Here is a 20,524-nt window from a genome sequence, read left to right as displayed (position 1 = left end):
GGCAAATTTATTTTAAAAAAAGGACACTCCAAAACTTTGCTGTGAGTTATCACATTATTTTAATTTATCGTTGTTTTTATGGCGGTCTTTATCCCTAACTGATTTCAGGTCCATTTTTTTATCAAAAGCGGCCTGCAAATCGATTCCGGTTTGGTTGGCCAGACACAAAACGACAAAAACAACATCAGCCAGTTCTTCGCCTAAATCTTTGTTTTTATCGCTTTCTTTTTCTGATTGTTCTCCATATCGACGGGCAATAATTCGGGCAACTTCACCAACTTCTTCCGTAAGCTGCGCCATATTGGTAAGTTCATTAAAGTAACGGACTCCATGTTTTTTTATCCAGGTATCTACTTCCAGTTGGGAGTTTTTTAAGTTCATTATTATAGTTTTTGTTTTTTATTTAACCCTTAAAGGCTAGCGATAGTAATTAAATTGCATCAATCTCTTTCATGATTCTATAGTTCTCGAAAATGTCACGAAATAATATTCTCAGGCGTTTACAATAATATACAGCTCATTTATTTTAACTCTGTGTGAATGCTTTTGAGACAAATACTATTTTATATGGCTTGCTAAAATAAAGTTTTATTTTTTTATAAAATAACCTGGCAGAATTTTATATTTTTTTTAGAACAATTTTTTCACTTTCAAGCGCAATTATTTTCTGAAAAAGCTCTTTTAACCCATTGTATTGCTGGGCAACAAAAATGCTATTGTTAATTTCCTTTATACAGCTTATTTGAATTTTGTTTTCTTGATTTACAATATTAAACTTATACGTAATATCCTTATTTTCAGCTAAAATATGGATCGACTTAGGCAGAACCTCTACTGCATATCCTTCTGGTATTTCAAGATTTATATTATATCTTTCTTGTGTTGGATACCCAAAATAAATTGGCATTTGCCTGTTTTCCTGAGTAAAAGGGTTTTTAGTACTTGTAAAAAATAATATCGGATTAATGTAAATTTTTTCACCAATAACATCTGATAGATTATCCGAAGCAAAATCAAAAGTCTCTAACAGGTATTTATCGTAATTGCTTTTTTTATTTTCAACTAAATAATTTGAGATTTTCAAATCGCCCAATTTGGCTTCCAGTTTTTCAAGATAATTCTCTTCATTTACATTGGCGTAATCTATCCTAAAACGATAAGCATCATAATCTGTTTTTTGAATTCTAACTTTTCCGTTTAATTTTCCTGAAGCATCTATTTTAGCAATCAAATTAATATTTTTCCTGGATAAATCTTTTGGAACCAAATTAATTTCTTCTGACGTTCCGTCTTTTCTAACTAATCTGCCTGTCCAGTTTAAAACATTTAACGGAAGGATCTTAGGTGTTGTAAATTTGTGCGTAGCATCTAGTAAAATTTGCTTTCCATCAATTTCTGCAGCTGCAATTACATAATTAAAACCTGTTCTGGTAGGATAAAATGGAACTCCGTTTTCTATTGTGCTTACTAAAACCGGATTAGCCTCGATTCCTGCTAATGTAAGCATGTTTATCAAAATAAAATTAATTTCAGCGGCATTTCCTGTTTGATCTTTATAGGCTTTAGCAACACCTTTATCAGTATAATAATCGTTTATTTCATTCCAGTTCATTTTGTTTTGAACGAACTTAAAAATGAGGTCTAATCTCTCACTTTTAGATTCGAGATTTCCTGCTAAATGTTTTACATCTTCAATCAAAAATGATTTTTCGTCAAGCTCTTTACCAAATTTTTCACTTTTAAAAATAGTATTCACCACTCCTTCCCAAGTCATTGCATAATCTTTTACAGGCATTTCCGGCATTCTGACTCTTTCGAGCTCGTGTTGTATAGTAGCTATATAATTACCTGGGTTATCCACATAAGGTTCCTCTAAAAGAGCAGGAATATCATTGCCTGAATAAAATGCATTTATTTGCTTAAAGGATAAGCGATTTGTTTGATTGTGTTTATCTACAAAATTTTGATAACCGCTTACAATTTTAGTATCGGTATTAATTTTTTGAGGGCCAATCAAAATAGGTTTATAGATATAAAACTCTGGTAATTCTGTTTTATATTCAAAATATTGTACCGGAATTTCATACTGTATTTTAAAATCAGGAAAATGAACAATATTTTCAGACTTTAAAACATATTTAAATTCTATTATTGAACCTACTTTTACGTTAGGCAGTGTTATGGTTTTTTCGCTCCAAAATTTATTTATATTATTTTTAAAACTACCCTGACCGTCTAATTTAGTCTTTATAACACTTCCATTTTCGAGATTATAGGTAATCGCATTCGAAAACTCTAAATGCTCTTTATTCATGCTTTCGTATCCAACATAAAACTTTACTTTTTGATTTGCCCAGCTAAGCCCTTCTTTTTTATAAATTTTAATTTTGAACTCATAAACATGATTTGCCGTAAAACCATTTGTTATATTATATGTAAAAAAAGTTCTGGCTTTTTTAAACAATATAGTTGCAGGAGCTGTGGTATCTTTTGTGCAAAATTTTTCCTCTAATTCTTCGATCGTTACCTTACCTAATTCATAACTTTGAGCATCAGCTTTAATAAAATTACAAATTAATGATAGAGCGATAATTATAGTACGTATTGTCATTTTTAGATTCTCTTTAAAACTATTTTCTCTGTTTCTTTTGCAATCATTGTTTTATAATATTCTTTCAGCATTTCGTATTTTTCCGGAGAAACGATGGCTTCATTAATTTGATGCTGTATCGAAAATTGGATTTGACCTTCAGAAACAGCCGACACAAATTTAAAAACCCCCAGATTATCTTCCATATTTAGCGCAGAAGTCGCAGGCAGTGTTTCTATTATAAATCCTTCAGGAACCTGAATATTAATAGTGTATCTTTCTGAAAATGGAAACCCAAAATCTACCGGATATTCTCTGTTTTCCTGCTCAAAAGGGTTTTTAAATTTGGCAAAAAACAGCATCGGACACAAATATATTTTGTCTTCTATTGTTTCTGCTAAATTTATTCCTGTAAAAGAAAATGATTCCAGCGTGGGCAATGAAAGTTCATTTTCATTTGTCCTTTTATATTCGCTAATTTCAATCTTATTATTTTCATTTTCTAATTTCTCCAAATAGACATCTTCTTTTACTTCATGCACGTCATTTCTAAATTTCATGGCAATATAATCAGAGGAATGCTTTCTGGTTTTTCCCGTTACTTTACCATCAGAATCAACAGTATAACTCATAGAAATTATTTCTTCCGAATTTTTTTTTGGTATTAAATCTACATCATCAGAGCTTCCGCTTTTTCGTATTATTCTTCCCTTCCAGTTTAAAGCTCTTAGAGGTAAAACATTTGGCATTGCATACTTATCAGTAGCATCTAATAACACATTACCATTAGACATTTCTACAGCAGCAATAACATAATTAAACCCATTGAGATTAGGAAATAGAGCTATTCCATTTTCTCGTGTACTTACCAAAACCGGATTTGCCTCTAGTCCCGCATAGCGAAGCATTGCAGTTAGCATTAAATTTATTTCAGCTGTATTTCCTGTTTTTTGCTGATAAGCTTTTCGAACACCAACGTTACAGGCATAAGAGTTGTAGCCATTCCATTTTACAGTTGTCTTTATATAATTCAAGATTGCGATTATTTTTTCATCGGGAGTTTTTTTACCTAATAATACTTGTTTCAAATCGTCTTCAAAATAGCCTGTCTTATTGAGTTCAGGTCCAAAATTCTGAAACTCATAAATTGTTTTTGCAACTGAATTCCAATCAGATGAAATTGATTTATTATATTGTCCCGGTATGTTTATAGCTTCTAGTTCAAATGAAATACTGGAGCGATAATTATCAATATTGTTTACAAAAACTTCCTGTTTCATAGCAGGCAGATTTTCTTCGACATAGGTAGTTTGCATTGCAGTAGTTCCGTATGTTTTAGCAAATTCCTGCCTTACTTTGGGAATAAAAAAACCTTTAAAACTTTTCTTAAAAATAAATCTGTCGGGAATAGTAGTCTTTAATTCTGAATAATTAACGGGGATACTGTTTTGAAAACTCCAATCATGTATATAAAGAGGTGCGCCATAAATTTTATAATGGTATTCTATAACACAACCTTCCCTAACCTCAGGCATTGTTATTTTTTTAACCCAATAAGATTCATTGGTTTTTTCAATAAATTCACCCTCAGGTTTTAAATTTGATTTTACAATTTTACCATCAACCAGATTATATGTATAAGCATCGGTTATTACTACATTACCTACTTTTCCCGGATTTACTCCAATTTGAAAATTAGACCATTTATAACCTTCTTTCTTATAAACTTTTATTCTCACTTGCGTGAAAGATTCACTGTAACCCTGATCGTAAACTACCACTTGTCCTTTATTAAAAAGAATTGCTGCAGCTGCTGATGAATCTTTGGGATGCACCTTTTCCTGTAACTCAGCTATAGTCACTTTTCCAAGCTCATATTTTTGTGCCATTCCATTTATAAAAAAGCTAAAAAAAGCAACTATAACAAAAGTAGATTTCATCTTATATTCTATTTAAAACTATTTTTTCGGTTTCTTTTGCCACCATCGCTTTATAATACTCTTTCAGCATTTCATATTTTTCTGTACTTACAATAGCATCGTTAATTTGATGCACAACAATTAATTGCAATGTATTTTCATTAACTGCAATATTAAATTTGAAGCTACCTAAATTATCCTGCATATTAATAATAGCGGGAGCTGGTAAAGTCTCTACAGCAAAACCCTCTGGAATTTGAATTGTAATATTATATTTATCTAAAAACGGGTAGCCAAAATCTACCGGATATTCTCTAACTTCCTGTTTAAACGGATTTTTTTCGTTTGTAAAAAACAACATTGGGTTAATGTAAATTTTGCCTCCAATTACTTCACACAAATCATTTCCTGCAAAAGAATAAGTTTCTATAATTGGCAGTAAAATATCTTTTTCATTTGTTTTTGAATAATCACTTATTTCTATTTTTCTATTTTGATTTTCCAATTTTTCTAAATACTCATCTTCTTTTAAACCATCAATATTTCTTCTTGTAATCATTGCGTTATAATCTGTACACTGCCTTCTGGTTTTTCCGGAAACTTTGCCTTCCGCATCAATACTATAGCTCATAAAAACAATATCATTTGATACCTTCTTAGGCATTAAATCAACTTCTTCAGAACTTCCATCTTTTCTAATCAGCCTTCCATACCAATTTAGTACTCTAAAAGGTAAAACATTTGGAACAGAAAATTTATCAGATGCATCTAACAAAACATTTCCATTTGGAGTTTCAACAGCGGCAATTACATAATTAAAAGCAGTTCTGTTAGGAAAGATTGCAATTCCGTTTGAGCGGGTACTTACTAAAACCGGGTTTGCGGTTAAACCTGCATGGCGAAGCATGGCAGTAAGCATTAAGTTAATATCGGCAATGTTTCCTGTTTGTTCTTTATAAGCTTTCTTTACACCACTATCACAGCTGTATCCATGATAATCATTCCATTTTACTCTTGACTTAACATGGTCTAAAATCGCCTGTATTTTCTCGTCGGCTGTATTTTTTCCTGCTAAAACTGTTTTCAAATCCTCTTCAAAATAACCTGTTTTGTTTAATTCAGGACCAAAATCTTGATATTCATAAATTGTTTTTACAACTGAATTCCAATCAGTAGAATAGGATTTTAATGGCGAATTCGGAAATTTCACCATCGATAATTCATGTTGAATACTGGACACATAATTATCAATATTATTTACATAAACTTCCTCTTTAATAGCAGGAAAATCCTGTGCTGTATAAGTAGTTTTGATTTCAATGTAATCAACTTTATCTGTAGAATATGAAGTTGTAATTACATGACCACTTGTTCTCTCTTTATTTGTAAATATTATGGATTTTGAATTCTTCTCTGTTTTCATTTTAGGAAAAATATATCCTTTTTGTCTTGGAGTGAACATATAATATTCAGGAATAGAGGTAATAAACTCCGAATAATTTACAGGAATTCCAGTTTGAAAATCCCATTCTCTGATTATATTCGGATTTGGTGTTCTAATCGTATATCTATATTCAATAACCGAACCTTCTTTAACATTCGGCATTGTAATCTTTTTTCGAGCCCTGTACTTATCTGCAACTTCATCAAAAACTCCTTCAGCTTTTAATTTTGTTTTTTCAATTTTACCCTCAACTAAATTATAAGTAAACACATCTGTAAAAGACACTTTCTCAGTAATATTACTGTTATTATAATACCAAACGCCTTGATTGGCCCAACTATAACCTTCTTTTTTATAGATTTTAATTCTTGCTTCAACTTCCGTTAAAGAAATAAATCCCTCATTAGCATCATACTCAATTCTCGCTTTTCCTTTTTTATACAATATTGCTGCTGAAGCCGAAGAATCTTTAGGATGCACTTTCTCTTCTAATTCTGCAATAGATACTTTACCTAATTTAAATTCCTGGGCTGTTATTTTAGGTACAAACAGCAAAATAATTACAAGACTTAAAAGTTTAATAATTTTCATTAACTTATGTTGATTTTGGTTAGTTCTTGGTTAATACAATTTTTGCATTATCATTTTTTGATACCTGTTCCATAAAAAGGCGGTATTCATCATATTCTTTATTTGAATACTTTCCCTTATTTACAAACATAGAGCGTTTGTAAGTAAGTTTATTATTGTCTTTTTTGATGATTTCGGTTTTATATTCCCCAAATTTTCCTTTCATCTCAAAATTTGAAGGCAAAAATTCAATTGTAAAACCTGTTGGTAAATTAATTTCAATTTCATCAGTATCTAAATATCCGCGTTGAATCTGAAAAGGATTTTTTCGATTTCTGATTCGCTTGATATTTCCATCATTTTTATTAAATGCATCAACAGCAAAAATCATCTTATTTGCAGAAATAGCTGCATAATTTAAGGCGCTCACCTGAATATCTTCTGTAAAACGAATATTCTCTTTGTCATTCGTAAAAGTTATTTTGGTCAGCTTAAGATTATTGATATTATCCCAGTATTCTTTATAATGCTTTTCTTTTTCAGTAGGCTGTAAAGTTTCTATTCTGGATTTTGAACTATATTGTGAGCCCTCTGAAATTATTGTAATTGAACCTGAAAAATTGCCCTTTTCATCAATACTATAAGTTCCTTTATCTGTTTGGATATTTCCTTCGTCCTCATATATTTTAGTTCTGACAATTACTCCTCCTTCAGGTTTAACCACTAAAACATCCCTATCGTCTGTAAAAGTACCCTGATAGCCAAAAGGATCATCCTGACTTGTACATTCCAGCCAGGTATAACTATCCCCGTTAGGAATCGCCAATATCATATGGTTTCCCTGCATAGAAACAAAATCAGATTGAATATCAGATTTATTGCGATCACCATATAAAATAGTATTGTATGAAGGAACATCAACTGCCTGTAAAAGTGCTTTAGTATAATTTGATAATGCTTTACAATCTCCATAACCTAAACGATCAACATCTGAAGCAAGCATGGGTTTCCATCCCCCAATACCAATAGCTATGTTTACGTATCTTGATTTTTTCTGTACATAATCATAAATGATTTTTGCTTTCTTTACCGGATCTTTTTCGTCTCCGACAAGTGCTTTCATTTTGGCTTTAGTTTCTTCTGGTAAAACAGTAGTTCCTGTTAGAATTTTATCACTGTACCATTTACCAAATGCTTCCCATGTTGTAGCCGTTCCGTCAACCCCTTCTAAATGAAAATTCTCTAAACCCATCATTACCCTGGGAAAAAGATTAACAGAAGACGGACTAAAATCTTCTGATTTCTGAGCTAAAATAGTAACTGCAACATAACTTAGTTTTGTATCGGTATCAACGGTCTTTTTTATATTATAATTGGAAAACTGAAACTCCTTCTTTTTAAATCCCAGGTTATTAGGAAAAGTAACATTCAAGACACATTTTTCGACACTTGTATAATTGCCTCCCAAAAAATACCATTGCGGTATAAAAGCCGTATTTGAAGTTTCAATTTCACTAGTATAAACAATCGTAAAAGGATATAAAATTGGGGTATATTCTAAATAAAGTATTCGATTATCTGAAAAAAGAGTACTGCCGCTTACAGCGCTCTGATCTTTAAAATCTTTTCGTTTGATTTTTTTGATTTCATTTCCAAACGCATCGTAAACAATTGCTTCAATATTTTTTACTGAAGTTGTTTTATCATAATGCTGATAAGCATCCGTTTGATTTAACCCTTTTTCGTTTAAAACCGTTACAACCCTCTGCGTTTTGATATTCATATTTCGCTGGGAAACAATTGCAATATCCATTTGGTCTAAACGCACAACAGCATTGGCATTTTCTTTAAGACTGTCTGCAATTGAGGCTATTGAATATTCGCTCTTTTGAGCTGAAGAAATAAAACAAAACAAGAAAAAAAACAACGAGCAAAAAGAGGTTTTCATTAGTAAGTAATTTCGTCAAATATATATCATTTTTAGAAATTCTTAACAGATCCTTAAGATTTTTTATTCTCTGTTTTTACTGTCTATTAAAATTGTAACCGGACCGTCATTTAACAAGCTGACTTTCATATCTGCACCAAAAATTCCGGTCTGTACTTTTTTACCAAAGTTCTTTTCTAAATGGTTTACGAAATTCTCATACATCGGAATTGCAAATTCCGGTTTTGAAGCTTTTATGTACGAAGGACGGTTTCCTTTTTTAGTAGAAGCATGAAGGGTAAACTGGCTTACTACTATAATATCACCATCAATATCCTGGACCGAGCAGTTCATGACATCATTTTCATCACCAAAAATTCTTATTTTAATGATTTTTCCAACCAGCCAGTCAATGTCTTCCTGAGCATCAGCATCTTCAATTCCGACTAAAACTAATAGTCCTTTCTGAATATCGGCTACAATTTTTGAATCAACCGTTACGGAAGCCTGCGAAACTCTTTGAAGAACAACTTTCAAAATAATGGTGAATTATGAATGGTTAATTGTGAATTCATTTTGCGGATAATTTTTGCTTTGTGGTAATTATAATAGAAGCCAAAATTTTATTTATCTCAATAATATCCGATTTTATAGATTGAAACTGAGTTTGATTCAAATAATCAGATTGAAACAACAATTCTAACCAATAGTCAGTTTCATTAGCTTCTTTTTGAGCAATTGCTAATTTTATGTATAAAGTCTTTTTTACTTTCTGCTTGTTCGGATTCTCTAACTAATGCCCCAATTGCTGTACCGCTTCTAAGTAATTGTTTACTAAGAATAAACTCTTTTTTTTCGCCATTTAAAAATTGAGATAACTTAATAATTCTCAATGCAAAACTAAACGATTTTACTTTTATTATATTCTCAGCCATAATTCACAATTAACCATTCACAATTACTTTTGGTTTCTCGTTTCATCACTAATTTTTCGATCTTCATCATAAGAATCGGTACGATAATTTTCCTCATCACCTTCCATAATTTTAAGATAGCTGTTATAGCGTGACCAGGCAATTTCATTTTTTTCCAAAGCTGCTTTTATGGCACAATGCGGTTCTTCCTTATGCAGGCAATTGTTAAACTTGCATTGATCTTTCAGTTTGAAGAATTCAGGAAAATAGCCGCTGATTTCTTCTTTTTCCATATCAACGATTCCAAATCCTTTTATTCCGGGAGTATCTATGATTTTTGCATTAAAAGATAAATCATACATTTCTGCAAAAGTAGTCGTGTGCTGTCCCTGTTTACTTGCCTCAGAAATGTTCTTGGTTTTAAGATGTAAAGAAGGTTCCATCGCATTTACCAAAGTAGATTTCCCAACTCCGGAATGTCCTGAAAACATACTTACTTTTCCAATCATCATTTCTTTTAATTCATCAATTCCTTTCATTTCTGTAGAGGAAACGCGAAGACATTTGTAGCCAATTTGCTGATACACATATTGCATGTATAATTGATCATCTGTTGTGACCTCATCAAAAGTATCAATTTTATTAAAAACCAGAATAGTTTCAATGTTGTAAGCCTCCGCAGTTACCAGAAAACGATCGATAAAATTAAAAGTAGTTGGAGGATTATTGATCGTTATCAGTAAAAAAACACGATCAATATTCGATGCAATAATATGCATCTGATGCGACAAATTAACCGATTTACGAACGATGTAATTCTTTCTTTCGTGAATATTAAAAATCGTTCCGGTTACGGCATCCGAAGTTTCTTCCAATTCATAATCGACAATATCACCTACAGCAATAGGATTGGTACTTTTAATACCTTTCATCCTAAACTTCCCTTTCATACGGCATTCTATAAAATCGCCTTGTTCTGATTTTACGGTGTACCAACTTCCTGTAGATTTATAAACGAGTCCTGTCATTCAAACTTAGATTTTAGATTTTAGATTTAGATTGCTCCGTAATCTAAAAAATATTAAAAGGCAAAATTACGTTTTTAGAATTGAACAACGCAACTTCGCCTTTTAAAATTGAATACATACTTTGAATTTGAATTGCCTACCAGACAATTTCGGCTAAAACATCATTTTCTTTGATTTTCCCTAACTGAATTGTTTTTAAAACTTTGGTCGTTTTTCCTGCTTTGATCGTATAAATTTCAACCATAACTGTCGCAGGACCATTTTCAGTCAGTTCGCTTTCTCCAAAATAATTGGTTTTTATCTGATATTTCCCTTTGACAGCATTTCGGATCAGGTATTGTTCCGGACCGTAACCCTGAGTAAAATCTTTTGAAAATCTTGCACCAGCCTCTGTTGTCGTATGGCTGTAATAACATTCCTCGCCTGTTGGTTCGATAATATGCAAATCTAAATCGACATCCATCAAATTCCAGTTCATGATAATCCGAATATCAACCGGCATTTTCTGAAGATATTTTTTGTCTAATTTGCCCGAATCCAAACCTGTATCCTCAGTCATTAGCCGATTAATATCCATCAGAATGATATCTTCAACACCTTCATATTGTCCGCTCATTTCTCCGTAATAATTTACTTCCAAAGCTTTAACTAATTGATCAAAAGCTTCCTGATATTTCCCTGCATCTTCCAGAGCCAAAGCATAATCTCTCAAACTTTGAGGTTCATGAGCTCTCCATTTTGCAATTTGTTTTGCAGTAAATAAGGCATCATCAAAATCCTTCCATTGACGCAATGTATAAGTCAGTGTTTTATAAAGCTGATGATTTTCTAAACCTAAATCAGCAATATTGCTAATCACTTGTAATGCTTTTTTAACATCTCCCTGATTGTAGAAAAAGTGTGCTACATCAAAATAAAAACTCGGGTTTCTTTCCTGATATTTTCTCAATTCGAAATACAAATCGTATTGTTTTTCTTTTGGAGCTGCTGCCAAAGCTTTTAAATACAATCTGTCTGGATTCCATGTTTTAGCTTCACTTTGAACTTCTTGGTTACTTACATACCCAGAAACAAAATTCAAAGTGTCTATTCCAGCCACTCTACCTGCTAATTCTTGTTCCAAGGTAATATCATCTCTTTTACGTTTACCATATCCAATTGCCACTACTTCTTGTAATTCATCCGATTTTTTATCACCATCCCTGTAAACCTCATTAGACTGCGCTACAGTAGGCGCAACAAATCGAACCTGATCAACTTTTGCAGTTGACGGAGAAGAGTCATTATATACATTATTATCTTCTTGTACTATTACCGTAACTGTTCCTGAACCAACAGGCTCATCAGCTGTCATAGTTGCGTTAGCATTTCCTTTAACTGTTCCGTAACCAATAGTAACAACTTCTTGTAGTGTATTAGAGTTTTCTCTCAAGTGTATCGTAACTATATTGTTTCTCCCTACATTTATTTGAGTAGATTCAAAACCAATATAACTAATATTAAGATTACTGTTTTCCGGCGCTTGTATCGTAAACTTACCATCAAAATCTGTACTCACTCCTGTGCTTTCTGCCATTACTGAAATATTTACTCCCGGTAATGGTGTACCTGTTTGATCTAAAACCACACCAGAAACAAATCCTGCTGCAACATTTGTACTTCTTCGTAAACTATTACCTACTTCTTCTGAATTTTTAACTTTCGTTTTTACCACTTTTTTAGGAGCCAAATACTTGATGTTTTGTTTCCACCAAATGTTTAATCCTGCAAAATAACTATCAATATTCTCCCAGTTATTCTTTTGTTTTGCCAGGTTGCTGTCATGTTCCTGTTTTTTGATTCTGTCAAATTCGACACGCAATTCGGCTGGCGGAATAATATCATACATAATATAATCCCGAATATCTTCTAAAACAATCAGCGAAGTATTTTTGGTTATGATTCCGTATTTTTTTCCTAAAAGTTCAATTTCTTCGGCATTTTTGGCATATTGCAAATCAAGGCTGGCAATTTTTTTCTGTGCCCAAAGTTTTTCAATATTAACATCATTAGTGCCTTGAGTTGAAGCATCCAAAATAATTTTTCGTTCTAAAACAGCTTCATTATTATAACCAAACAAAAGCGTAATTTCATTTTTTGGATTTAAAGAAATCCCGGAGAAACTAAAACTTCCAGAAACTGAAGTTCCTGGCATCGGAAACAAATCTGTCACGGTATAATTCTCTTTTATCCCTAAAAATTTCAAATTTGTATTCACCAATTTATCCAAAGCATTTTCTAAATTCAATTGATTTAAATTGATGAAATTTCCCCTTGTTTGCATAGCCGAATAATTCAGAAAAGCAAAATCTGCAGAAGCCGAAGAAGTAATCATGTAAACAGGCTTTTTAGTTTTTGGCAACATATTCTCACTCAAGGAAGATAATCCGTCCGAGAAAAACAAGTATTCATCATGACCGGTAAAATTGATTTGCGAGAAACGTGTTCCTCCATCGTACTTCGCATTTTGCAAAACCGCCTTTAATTCTGCCCAGTTTCCATTCGAAATCACATATTCTTTTTGTTTTTCAAAAGTGTAATTCAAAAAGTATAAAGTCACTTTCGTATTCTTGATTTTTTGAAAATAAGTATCCAGCAAGTCCAGTTCTTTCTTCAAATCCCTGGTTTGACAGCTTAGGGAATTATCCCAAATTAATCCAATTGAACCTGAGAGTTTTTTAGCTACTTTATTTCCTTCAATAAAAGTATTTCCATAAAAATAATGCTGACCTCCAACATTCTGCATCACGACACTTGGAATATTCTGCTGAATCGGAATCTTGAAAAGCAGTTTTTCAGAAGGTTGATAATTTTCCTTTTTCAAAGAAGTTTGAAATGATTGATTCCAGTTGGTGAAAGCAATTGCTTCTCCTGAATTTTCCACAACACTCGGCGATGCCGAAACTCCTAAAACCGAAACAGTAATCTCAAATTTATCCAGTTTTTTAGGATAACGGCTCACCAATTGATACGCCAGATTATTTTTATCAAAAGCAGAAAGCTCTTCTTCATAACCAATAATCACGATTCGTTCCCCGTTAGGCATTAATGGATAAATTCTTGTTCTGAAATTATTTCCATCCACCTTTTCCAACAATCCCGGATCAACACGACGATGTTCAATTGCCTCAAAAACCTGTTTTCCTTTATTTTTATTTACCGGAACTGCTTCCCGCATTTTACCATTAATATCAATGGCATACCTCGAAACCGAAACATTTTCCGGCAACGGAAAAATAAGTTCAGCTTCCATCTGACGAGTACCCGAATTAAAAAAATGCATTTCGGCAGTAGTGTAGGCACTATTCCCTACCACTTTTACATTCACAATCAGCTGATTCATTCTCACTTTTTCAGCTTCATCTCCTTTTACCGTCATCTCAGGACTTTGTGCAAAAGTTTTTACTCCCAAAAAAAGCAAAAAGTAAAATATCAATTTCAGGTTTCCCAGAAAAATTTCCGGCTTAAACGAATACATATTTGATTTCATGATACGAAAGTTAAGGTTGTATATTGATATAGAGAACCGAAATCATAAAAAGGTTGGGAACAACTTCGATTAATTTCATAAAAAAATCTCCAACCCTTATTTTCAAAGGGATGGAGATTCTATTTTAAATATTTAAATCACATCTATGATATAACAAACATAAATAACAAGTTAGCAAAAACTTAAATTAACTTATATCACTTATATGGTTTAAAACAATTTACGCATTCAAAACTTTTTCCTGGTGACCAATACTTTCCTGGTGAATTGCTTTGAACATTTTTAAAACAAACTCTTCAGTAAGGCCTTTTTTCTCGCCTTCCAAAATCATTTTCCCTAAAATTTCATTCCAACGATTGTTTTGAAGAATCGCAACATTCGCCTCTTTTTTTACCTGACCAATTTCGTCAGCCACTTTCATACGTTTTCCTAATAACTCTAACAAGTTAGCATCTAAAACGTCTATATTAGCTCTTAATTTTGACATTTTCTGACCGTATTCATCTGTAGTATTATCAATATTTCTTACTTTCAGGTCTTTGAAAATTTGTTTCAAAGCTTCTGGGGTTACTTGTTGAGCAGCATCTGACCAAGCGTTATCCGGATCAGTATGCGTTTCGATAATCATACCATCGTAATTCAAATCTAAAGCTTCCTGAGTCACTTCCAAAATCATTTTACGATCTCCTGTAATATGGGACGGATCAATAATTAATGGTAAATCAGGGAATTTATTTTGCAATTCGATAGCGATCTGCCATTCCGGAATGTTTCTGTATTTAGTTTTTTCGTAAGTCGAAAATCCTCTGTGAATAACTCCTAATTTTTCGATTCCAGCCATGTGCAAACGCTCAACGCCGCCTAACCATAAAGCTAAATCCGGATTGACCGGGTTTTTAACCAAAACAATTTTATCAGTTCCTTTCAAAGTATCAGCAATTTCCTGAACCGCAAAAGGGTTTGCAGTTGTACGCGCTCCAACCCATAAAACGTCAATATCATGTTCCAAAGCTAATTTACAGTGAGCTGCAGTAGCAACTTCAGTTCCCATCAATAAACCAGTTTCAGCTTTTGCTTTTTGTAACCATTTCAAACCAATTTCACCAACTCCTTCAAATCCTCCCGGACGAGTTCTTGGTTTCCAGATTCCAGCTCTGAATACGCTTACGTCAGAGTTTTTCAACTCATGAGCAATTTTCAATACTTGTTCTTCTGTTTCTGCACTACAAGGTCCAGCTATCACAAGTGGGTGATTCAAATTGAACTCTTCTAACCACTTTTTCATTTCTTTCTTATTTTCCATCTTTATTCTAATTTACTTTTTAGTTGTTGTTAATCCGTTTAGTATCTCTTTTATTTTATTTGTGCTTTCCATTTCTTCAAAAATGGCATTGTAATTTTCATCTTTTAACAAATCTCTAAACCTACTGAGATTCGAAATATATTCTTCCAAAGTTTCAATAACATGTTCTTTATTCTGCTTAAAAATCGGCGTCCACATTGCGGGAGAACTTTTTGCCAGACGAACCGTACTTTCAAATCCGCTTCCCGCCATATCAAAAATATCCTGTTCGTCTTTTTCTTTATTCATAACCGTTTTACCGAGCATAAACGAACTAATATGCGACAAATGCGACACGTAAGCAATGTGTTTGTCGTGCGAAGTCGGATCCATATATCGTATCCTCATTCCAATTTCGCTAAAAAGCTGCAATGCCTTTTCCTGCAATTTAAAAGTGGTTTTTTCCACCTCGCAAATGATGTTCGTTTTTCCCTGAAACAACCCTTTTATCGCCGCCGAAGGTCCTGAAAACTCCGTCCCTGCAATAGGATGCGTTGCTATAAAATTTCTCCTTTTCGGGTGACTTGCAACCGCATCACATATTGGCTTTTTAGTCGAACCTACTTCAAAAACAATGGTTTTATCACCAACTGCATCTAGCACTTTGGGCAAAACGATCAAGGCAACATCAACCGGAACCGAAACAATTACAAAATCGGCCTCAGCCAAATCTTCAAAGTTTCCTGCCTGATCGATAACACCCAAATCAATTGCTTCCTGCAAATGATTTTCGTTCTTATCGATTCCAAAAATAGTAGCATCCGGATGTTTCTCTTTGATGTCCAGCACCATCGAACCGCCAATCAGCCCTATTCCTATTACGTATACTTTCATATTTATTTTTATTAGAAGCTAATTCCTGCTATCCGTTTCAATCTTTTCTGCCGAACCCTGGCAAAAAAGGATCTCCACTTCTATCAGGGCTAGGCTTCTCGTTTTTTAACACCTCTGTCATTGCGAGGAACGAAGCAATCACACTAACAATTGACTCAGCAGTTGAGATGGCGCCCGTCCCTCGCAAAGACAATCTAAAACCGATCAATCGCCTCTTGTACTTTTTCTTCCTTCACACACAATGAGAACCTGATATATCCTTCACCATTACTTCCAAAAATAGTTCCCGGTGTGATGAAAATATGTTTCTCGTATAATATTTCGTCAATAAACTTCTCTGCTGATGCTATTCCTTCCGGCAATTTCGCCCAGACAAATAATCCTACTCCTTCTTTATAAACTTCGCAACCTAATTTTTTAGCTAATTTTTCTGTTAATTCTCTACGGCGTCTGTAAATTTTGTTTTGGTCTTCAAACCATGATTTATCGCAATTCAAAGCTGCAACTGCGCCTTTCTGAATTCCGTAAAACATGCCGCTGTCCATGTTGCTTTTTACTTTTAAGACTGCATCGATAATTTCAGGATTTCCCAAAACCATTCCCACTCTCCAGCCTGCCATGTTGAACGTTTTGCTCAAAGAATTTAATTCCAAAGCCACTTCTTTCGCGCCTTCAACCTGCAATAAACTCATCGGATTATCATTCAAAACAAAACTATACGGATTATCATTAACCAATAATATGTTATGTTTTTTAGCAAAAGCAACCAATTTTTCAAATAACGCCAAACTTCCTCTCGCTCCTGTTGGCATGTGTGGATAACCCAGCCACATAATTTTTACTTTTGATAAATCTAATTTCTCTAAAGCTTCAAAATCCGGTTCCCAGGCATTCGCTTCTTTCAAATCGTAATAAACCGGAACAGCTCCAACCAAATTCGTTACCGAAGTATACGTCGGATAACCCGGATTTGGAATCAAAACGTGATCGCCTTCATTTAAAAATGCAAGCGAAATATGCATAATTCCTTCTTTCGAACCCATCAAAGGCAAAATCTCACTATTCGGATTTAATTCAACACCAAACTGATCCTGATAAAAATCGGCCATTCCTTTTCTCAATTCAGGTAATCCCTGATAACTCTGATAACCGTGTCCGTTTTCGTCCTGAATAGCCAAAGTTACCGCTTCAATAACGGCTTTGGACGGACTCAAATCAGGGCTTCCAATTCCCATATTGATAATTGATTTTCCTTCAGACATTAGTTGACGAACTTCTCTCAATTTTGATGAGAAATAGTACTCTTCAACTGTATCTAATCTTTTTGCTGTTGTAATCATTTTTTCATTTTTTTGCCTTAGGCTTAAGACCCTAAGCTTTATGCTTTTTTTTAACTTCTAACTTTTAACAAATAACCTCTAACCTATAAAAGGCTTCGTGTTTTTATATTCTCCCAACACCTTAAAATATTCCGCCATAATATTCAATAACGATTTGGCTTTCGAATAATCCTCGTAATTTTCAAATGTCACATCTACGAAAAATGAATATTTCCAGGGTGTCTCAATTTTTGGAAGCGACTGGATTTTTGTCAAATTCAGTTTGCAGTCGCTCATTACATTCAAAACCGCTGCCAAGCTTCCTCTTTTGTGATCTAATTCAAATTTGATCGAAGCTCTGTTGATTTCGCTTTCCGGTAAAAATGAATTCTGTTTTTTAATAATCACAAAACGCGTCATATTATTTTTGATCGTTTGAATTTCCGGTGCCAGAATTTCCAAACTATACATTTCAGATGCCGTTCTGCTTCCAATTGCTGCAATCCCTGTTAATTGATTTTGCTCAATTCTTCTGGCTGTTTCAGCTGTATCTTTATCCTCTACCAATTTGATGTTTGGATATTGCTTTAAGAAATCCATACACTGCAACAATGCCATCGGGTGTGAATGAACTTCTTTAATATCTTCAATCTTCTGACCTTTTAAAGCCATTAAATTTTGATGAATGCTTAAATAATGCTCTCCTATTATGTGCAGATTATTTTTATCAATCAAAGCATAATTCGGAATAATTGGTCCCGCGATCGAATTTTCAATTGCCATTACCGCCTGATCCGTTTTTCCCGAAAGCAGACTGTCAATCAATTCATCAAAAGATAAACATTCGTCAATTTCAACATTTTCAGAGAAATACTCTTTCACTACCTGATGATGAAAAGATCCTTTGATACCTTGTATTGCAATTTTAGTTGTCATATAGTCAAAAAAAAATCCTGATTTTCATCAGGATTGTATATTAGTTTTATTTGTCTTTTAATTTTCTCAAATAACCATAGCACAATCCTAACTTCTACTAAAGAAGAAATAAAAGTTGTTGCTAAAATAAAAACGGTTAGTTGCCATTTTGTTTGTGTTATTTTTTAGATTCTGTGCGAATGTATAAATTATTTTAACTGCACCAAAAAAAATATTGCTTTTTCTGAAACAAAAAAGGATTTCTTAACAAATTAAACTGGTTTTGTATGATATTTTAATAAATCAGGTTTAAAATGAGATTTATACAATTGGTTTAAGGTAGGTTATAAGGTTTCATTTAAAATCCTAATCTTTTAGACCAATTTTTAGGAGAACGAGAAGTATGAAAAACACCAATTACAACAATTTCATTTTTTTCAAATCTGTAATGGATACCGTAAGGAAACCTTGAAATGAATCTAACTTTTATGTTTCTATATTTCTTCTGAAAAGCATCCGGATTTCTTAAAACAGCATCAGCTCCGGTTTCAAAACAAAGTTCAAAATCGTAAGAAAGCCCAATTCTCTGCTCTTCATACCAAAGAACTATATCTTCAATATCAAATAACGCTTCTTTACGAAATGAATTTTGTACACTATCTGATGTTTTTTAAATGGCTTTTAACTTCATCCCAAGTGTACAACTCTGTTTTTCCTTCTTCTAAGTTTTTGATTCGAATATCCAATTCATTTTTCACTGCATCGGAAATCTCCAAATCTTTTTTGGAAACACTATCCCACAGTTGTTCTGCCAGAACAATTTTCTCAGCGTCACTATATTTAGATAAATTTTTAATTTCCATATCTTTTTTATTTAATTGAATATTACAAATTTAGACAAATTTAATTTTGAAACGAGAATATTTTTTAGCCCCGATGGAAGTGGAAATCCTTTTTATTTTCCTTTAAAAATAAAAAGATTGCAACGTACAGCGGGAAACAGCTCCAGAAAAAACTAAAACAATCCTGAAACCGGATTATTCTTAATTCCGATTTTTGAATAATCAAAACCCATTTTTTGCTGTAACAACGAAGCATAAACAGACCTGAAATCAATTTGGTGTCTTAGATCACCATTATCTAAGTCAGCTAAATTGGGGTTATTGCCCAGAATTGTTCCCTTATTATTGCCTCCAATTACAAACATAGGCGCTGCAGTTCCGTGATCGGTTCCGCGTCCGTTGTCTTTGACACGTCTTCCAAATTCTGAAAACACAACAATTGTAACATTCTGAAGCAATTGTGCCTGTTTCAGATCATTATAAAAGCTAAATAATGCATCATTCAATTCTGTTAGTTTTCTTTCGTGGATGTAAAGCTGATTATCATGCGTATCAAAACCGCCAAGCGATGTGTAATAGACTTTCGAATTCAGGTTTCCTTTTACCAATCGTGCAATCCATTCCAGATTTTTGGACAATCCTGTTTTAGGATAACTGATTTCTGTTTTGGATTGTTTCAGGGCATTCTGAATATCACCTGATCCTTCTATGACCGAATTGGCAATTTTACGGACAAAATCCAATTGCGGATTATCGGACAACTTTGCGTTTTCATCCTTTTTTGGTTTTATCTTAAAACGATCCGGATCTTTTACCGTAATGGAATTGGGTTCCATTCCTTTTAATGCCAGATTGTCTATCGAATCCAGATTGATTCCGGCAGTCGGCTGATGATCGTGGCATTGTAAGTCTAAATAGCGCCCTAACCAACCTTCATTGATATATTTATCGGAATCTGCAGCCGTTTGCCAAATTTCCTGACTGCGGAAATGCGAACGAACAGGTTCCGGATAACCGACATTTTGAATTACGGTTAAATCTCCGTTTTGCTGCATCTCGGCAAAATCTTTTAGCGAAGGATGAAATGCCATTCCGCTATTTTTTCCCACTACAACATCTTTATTTAAGGCAATTTTGGTTCTTAAATCATAATACAACGGATTATCATATGGGATGTAAGTGTTCAGCCCATCATTTCCTCCGTTGAGCTGAATAAATACCAAACATTGTTCACCAATAACCAGATTATTCTGTGTACCAAAAGCGTGTAAAAAGCTTGGAAGCACCAGCATTCCTCCAGTAAAAGTTCCAGTTAACGTTAGAAAATTTCTTCTGTTCATAGCTTTACGTT

The 20,524-nt window shown here is 33.3% G+C and carries 14 protein-coding genes and 2 pseudogenes; all 16 read right to left on the bottom strand.

What is annotated here, in order from left to right; genetic code table 11:
- Positions 1 to 54: 54 nt before the first annotated feature.
- Positions 55 to 381, bottom strand: a complete 327-nt coding sequence (locus J2W48_RS08610; RefSeq protein WP_310280346.1) for a nucleotide pyrophosphohydrolase — start codon at positions 379 to 381, stop codon at positions 55 to 57.
- Positions 382 to 619: 238 nt separating this feature from the next.
- Positions 620 to 2,611 (bottom strand): DUF3857 domain-containing protein, encoded by a 1,992-nt coding sequence (locus tag J2W48_RS08605; protein ID WP_310280345.1) that lies wholly within the window; start codon positions 2,609 to 2,611, stop codon positions 620 to 622.
- 2 nt (positions 2,612 to 2,613) lie between these two features.
- Positions 2,614 to 4,530: a transglutaminase family protein gene (locus tag J2W48_RS08600; RefSeq protein ID WP_310280344.1), complete on the bottom strand. Its 1,917-nt coding sequence runs from the start codon at positions 4,528 to 4,530 to the stop codon at positions 2,614 to 2,616.
- 1 nt (position 4,531) lies between these two features.
- A complete protein-coding gene (locus tag J2W48_RS08595) occupies positions 4,532 to 6,544 on the bottom strand; it encodes a DUF3857 domain-containing protein (RefSeq protein WP_310280343.1) in 2,013 nt (670 codons plus the stop codon).
- Positions 6,545 to 6,563: 19 nt separating this feature from the next.
- Positions 6,564 to 8,471 carry a DUF3857 domain-containing protein gene (locus J2W48_RS08590; protein WP_310280342.1) on the bottom strand — a complete coding sequence of 636 codons (1,908 nt, stop codon included), beginning with the start codon at positions 8,469 to 8,471 and terminating at the stop codon, positions 6,564 to 6,566.
- 63 nt (positions 8,472 to 8,534) lie between these two features.
- Complete coding sequence (gene dtd / locus J2W48_RS08585) at positions 8,535 to 8,987, bottom strand: D-aminoacyl-tRNA deacylase (RefSeq protein ID WP_310280341.1); 453 nt, start codon at positions 8,985 to 8,987, stop codon at positions 8,535 to 8,537.
- Positions 8,988 to 9,021: 34 nt separating this feature from the next.
- Positions 9,022 to 9,385, bottom strand: a pseudogene (locus J2W48_RS08580) (four helix bundle protein).
- A gap of 23 nt (positions 9,386 to 9,408) precedes the next feature.
- Positions 9,409 to 10,392, bottom strand: a complete 984-nt coding sequence (gene rsgA, locus J2W48_RS08575; RefSeq protein WP_310280340.1) for a ribosome small subunit-dependent GTPase A — start codon at positions 10,390 to 10,392, stop codon at positions 9,409 to 9,411.
- A gap of 136 nt (positions 10,393 to 10,528) precedes the next feature.
- Positions 10,529 to 13,921 carry a VIT domain-containing protein gene (locus tag J2W48_RS08570; protein ID WP_310280339.1) on the bottom strand — a complete coding sequence of 1,131 codons (3,393 nt, stop codon included), beginning with the start codon at positions 13,919 to 13,921 and terminating at the stop codon, positions 10,529 to 10,531.
- A 220-nt stretch (positions 13,922 to 14,141) separates the two neighbouring features.
- Positions 14,142 to 15,224 (bottom strand): chorismate mutase, encoded by a 1,083-nt coding sequence (locus tag J2W48_RS08565; RefSeq protein ID WP_310280338.1) that lies wholly within the window; start codon positions 15,222 to 15,224, stop codon positions 14,142 to 14,144.
- Positions 15,225 to 15,236: 12 nt separating this feature from the next.
- On the bottom strand, positions 15,237 to 16,097 hold the full coding sequence (locus J2W48_RS08560) for a prephenate dehydrogenase (protein WP_310280337.1): 861 nt from the start codon (positions 16,095 to 16,097) through the stop codon (positions 15,237 to 15,239).
- Positions 16,098 to 16,291: 194 nt separating this feature from the next.
- Positions 16,292 to 17,437 carry a pyridoxal phosphate-dependent aminotransferase gene (locus J2W48_RS08555; protein ID WP_310280336.1) on the bottom strand — a complete coding sequence of 382 codons (1,146 nt, stop codon included), beginning with the start codon at positions 17,435 to 17,437 and terminating at the stop codon, positions 16,292 to 16,294.
- Between the two features lie 78 nt (positions 17,438 to 17,515).
- On the bottom strand, positions 17,516 to 18,352 hold the full coding sequence (locus J2W48_RS08550; RefSeq protein WP_310280335.1) for a prephenate dehydratase: 837 nt from the start codon (positions 18,350 to 18,352) through the stop codon (positions 17,516 to 17,518).
- A gap of 337 nt (positions 18,353 to 18,689) precedes the next feature.
- Positions 18,690 to 18,962 (bottom strand): annotated as a pseudogene (locus J2W48_RS23080) (type II toxin-antitoxin system RelE/ParE family toxin); the annotation flags it as partial.
- A gap of 25 nt (positions 18,963 to 18,987) precedes the next feature.
- Entirely contained in the window at positions 18,988 to 19,194 is a 207-nt protein-coding gene (locus tag J2W48_RS08545; RefSeq protein ID WP_310280334.1) for an addiction module protein, read from the bottom strand.
- Between the two features lie 152 nt (positions 19,195 to 19,346).
- Positions 19,347 to 20,513 carry a DUF1501 domain-containing protein gene (locus J2W48_RS08540; protein WP_310280333.1) on the bottom strand — a complete coding sequence of 389 codons (1,167 nt, stop codon included), beginning with the start codon at positions 20,511 to 20,513 and terminating at the stop codon, positions 19,347 to 19,349.
- Positions 20,514 to 20,524: the final 11 nt, after the last annotated feature.

The sequence above is a fragment of the Flavobacterium piscis genome, from assembly GCF_031457575.1.
In the GTDB taxonomy this organism is placed as follows: domain Bacteria; phylum Bacteroidota; class Bacteroidia; order Flavobacteriales; family Flavobacteriaceae; genus Flavobacterium; species Flavobacterium piscis_A.
This window is presented reverse-complemented; position numbering and strand designations above follow the sequence as displayed.

Coding starts and splice junctions, on each gene's coding strand:
- J2W48_RS08545 (WP_310280334.1), bottom strand. CDS start 19,194: ATGGAAATTAAAAATTTATCTAAATATAGTGACGCTGAGAAAATTGTT.
- J2W48_RS08560 (WP_310280337.1), bottom strand. CDS start 16,097: ATGAAAGTATACGTAATAGGAATAGGGCTGATTGGCGGTTCGATGGTG.
- J2W48_RS08590 (WP_310280342.1), bottom strand. CDS start 8,471: ATGAAAACCTCTTTTTGCTCGTTGTTTTTTTTCTTGTTTTGTTTTATT.
- J2W48_RS08605 (WP_310280345.1), bottom strand. CDS start 2,611: ATGACAATACGTACTATAATTATCGCTCTATCATTAATTTGTAATTTT.
- J2W48_RS08540 (WP_310280333.1), bottom strand. CDS start 20,513: ATGAACAGAAGAAATTTTCTAACGTTAACTGGAACTTTTACTGGAGGA.
- J2W48_RS08595 (WP_310280343.1), bottom strand. CDS start 6,544: ATGAAAATTATTAAACTTTTAAGTCTTGTAATTATTTTGCTGTTTGTA.
- J2W48_RS08550 (WP_310280335.1), bottom strand. CDS start 18,352: ATGACAACTAAAATTGCAATACAAGGTATCAAAGGATCTTTTCATCAT.
- J2W48_RS08565 (WP_310280338.1), bottom strand. CDS start 15,224: ATGGAAAATAAGAAAGAAATGAAAAAGTGGTTAGAAGAGTTCAATTTG.
- rsgA (WP_310280340.1), bottom strand. CDS start 10,392: ATGACAGGACTCGTTTATAAATCTACAGGAAGTTGGTACACCGTAAAA.
- J2W48_RS08570 (WP_310280339.1), bottom strand. CDS start 13,921: ATGAAATCAAATATGTATTCGTTTAAGCCGGAAATTTTTCTGGGAAAC.
- J2W48_RS08600 (WP_310280344.1), bottom strand. CDS start 4,530: ATGAAATCTACTTTTGTTATAGTTGCTTTTTTTAGCTTTTTTATAAAT.
- J2W48_RS08610 (WP_310280346.1), bottom strand. CDS start 381: ATGAACTTAAAAAACTCCCAACTGGAAGTAGATACCTGGATAAAAAAA.
- J2W48_RS08555 (WP_310280336.1), bottom strand. CDS start 17,437: ATGATTACAACAGCAAAAAGATTAGATACAGTTGAAGAGTACTATTTC.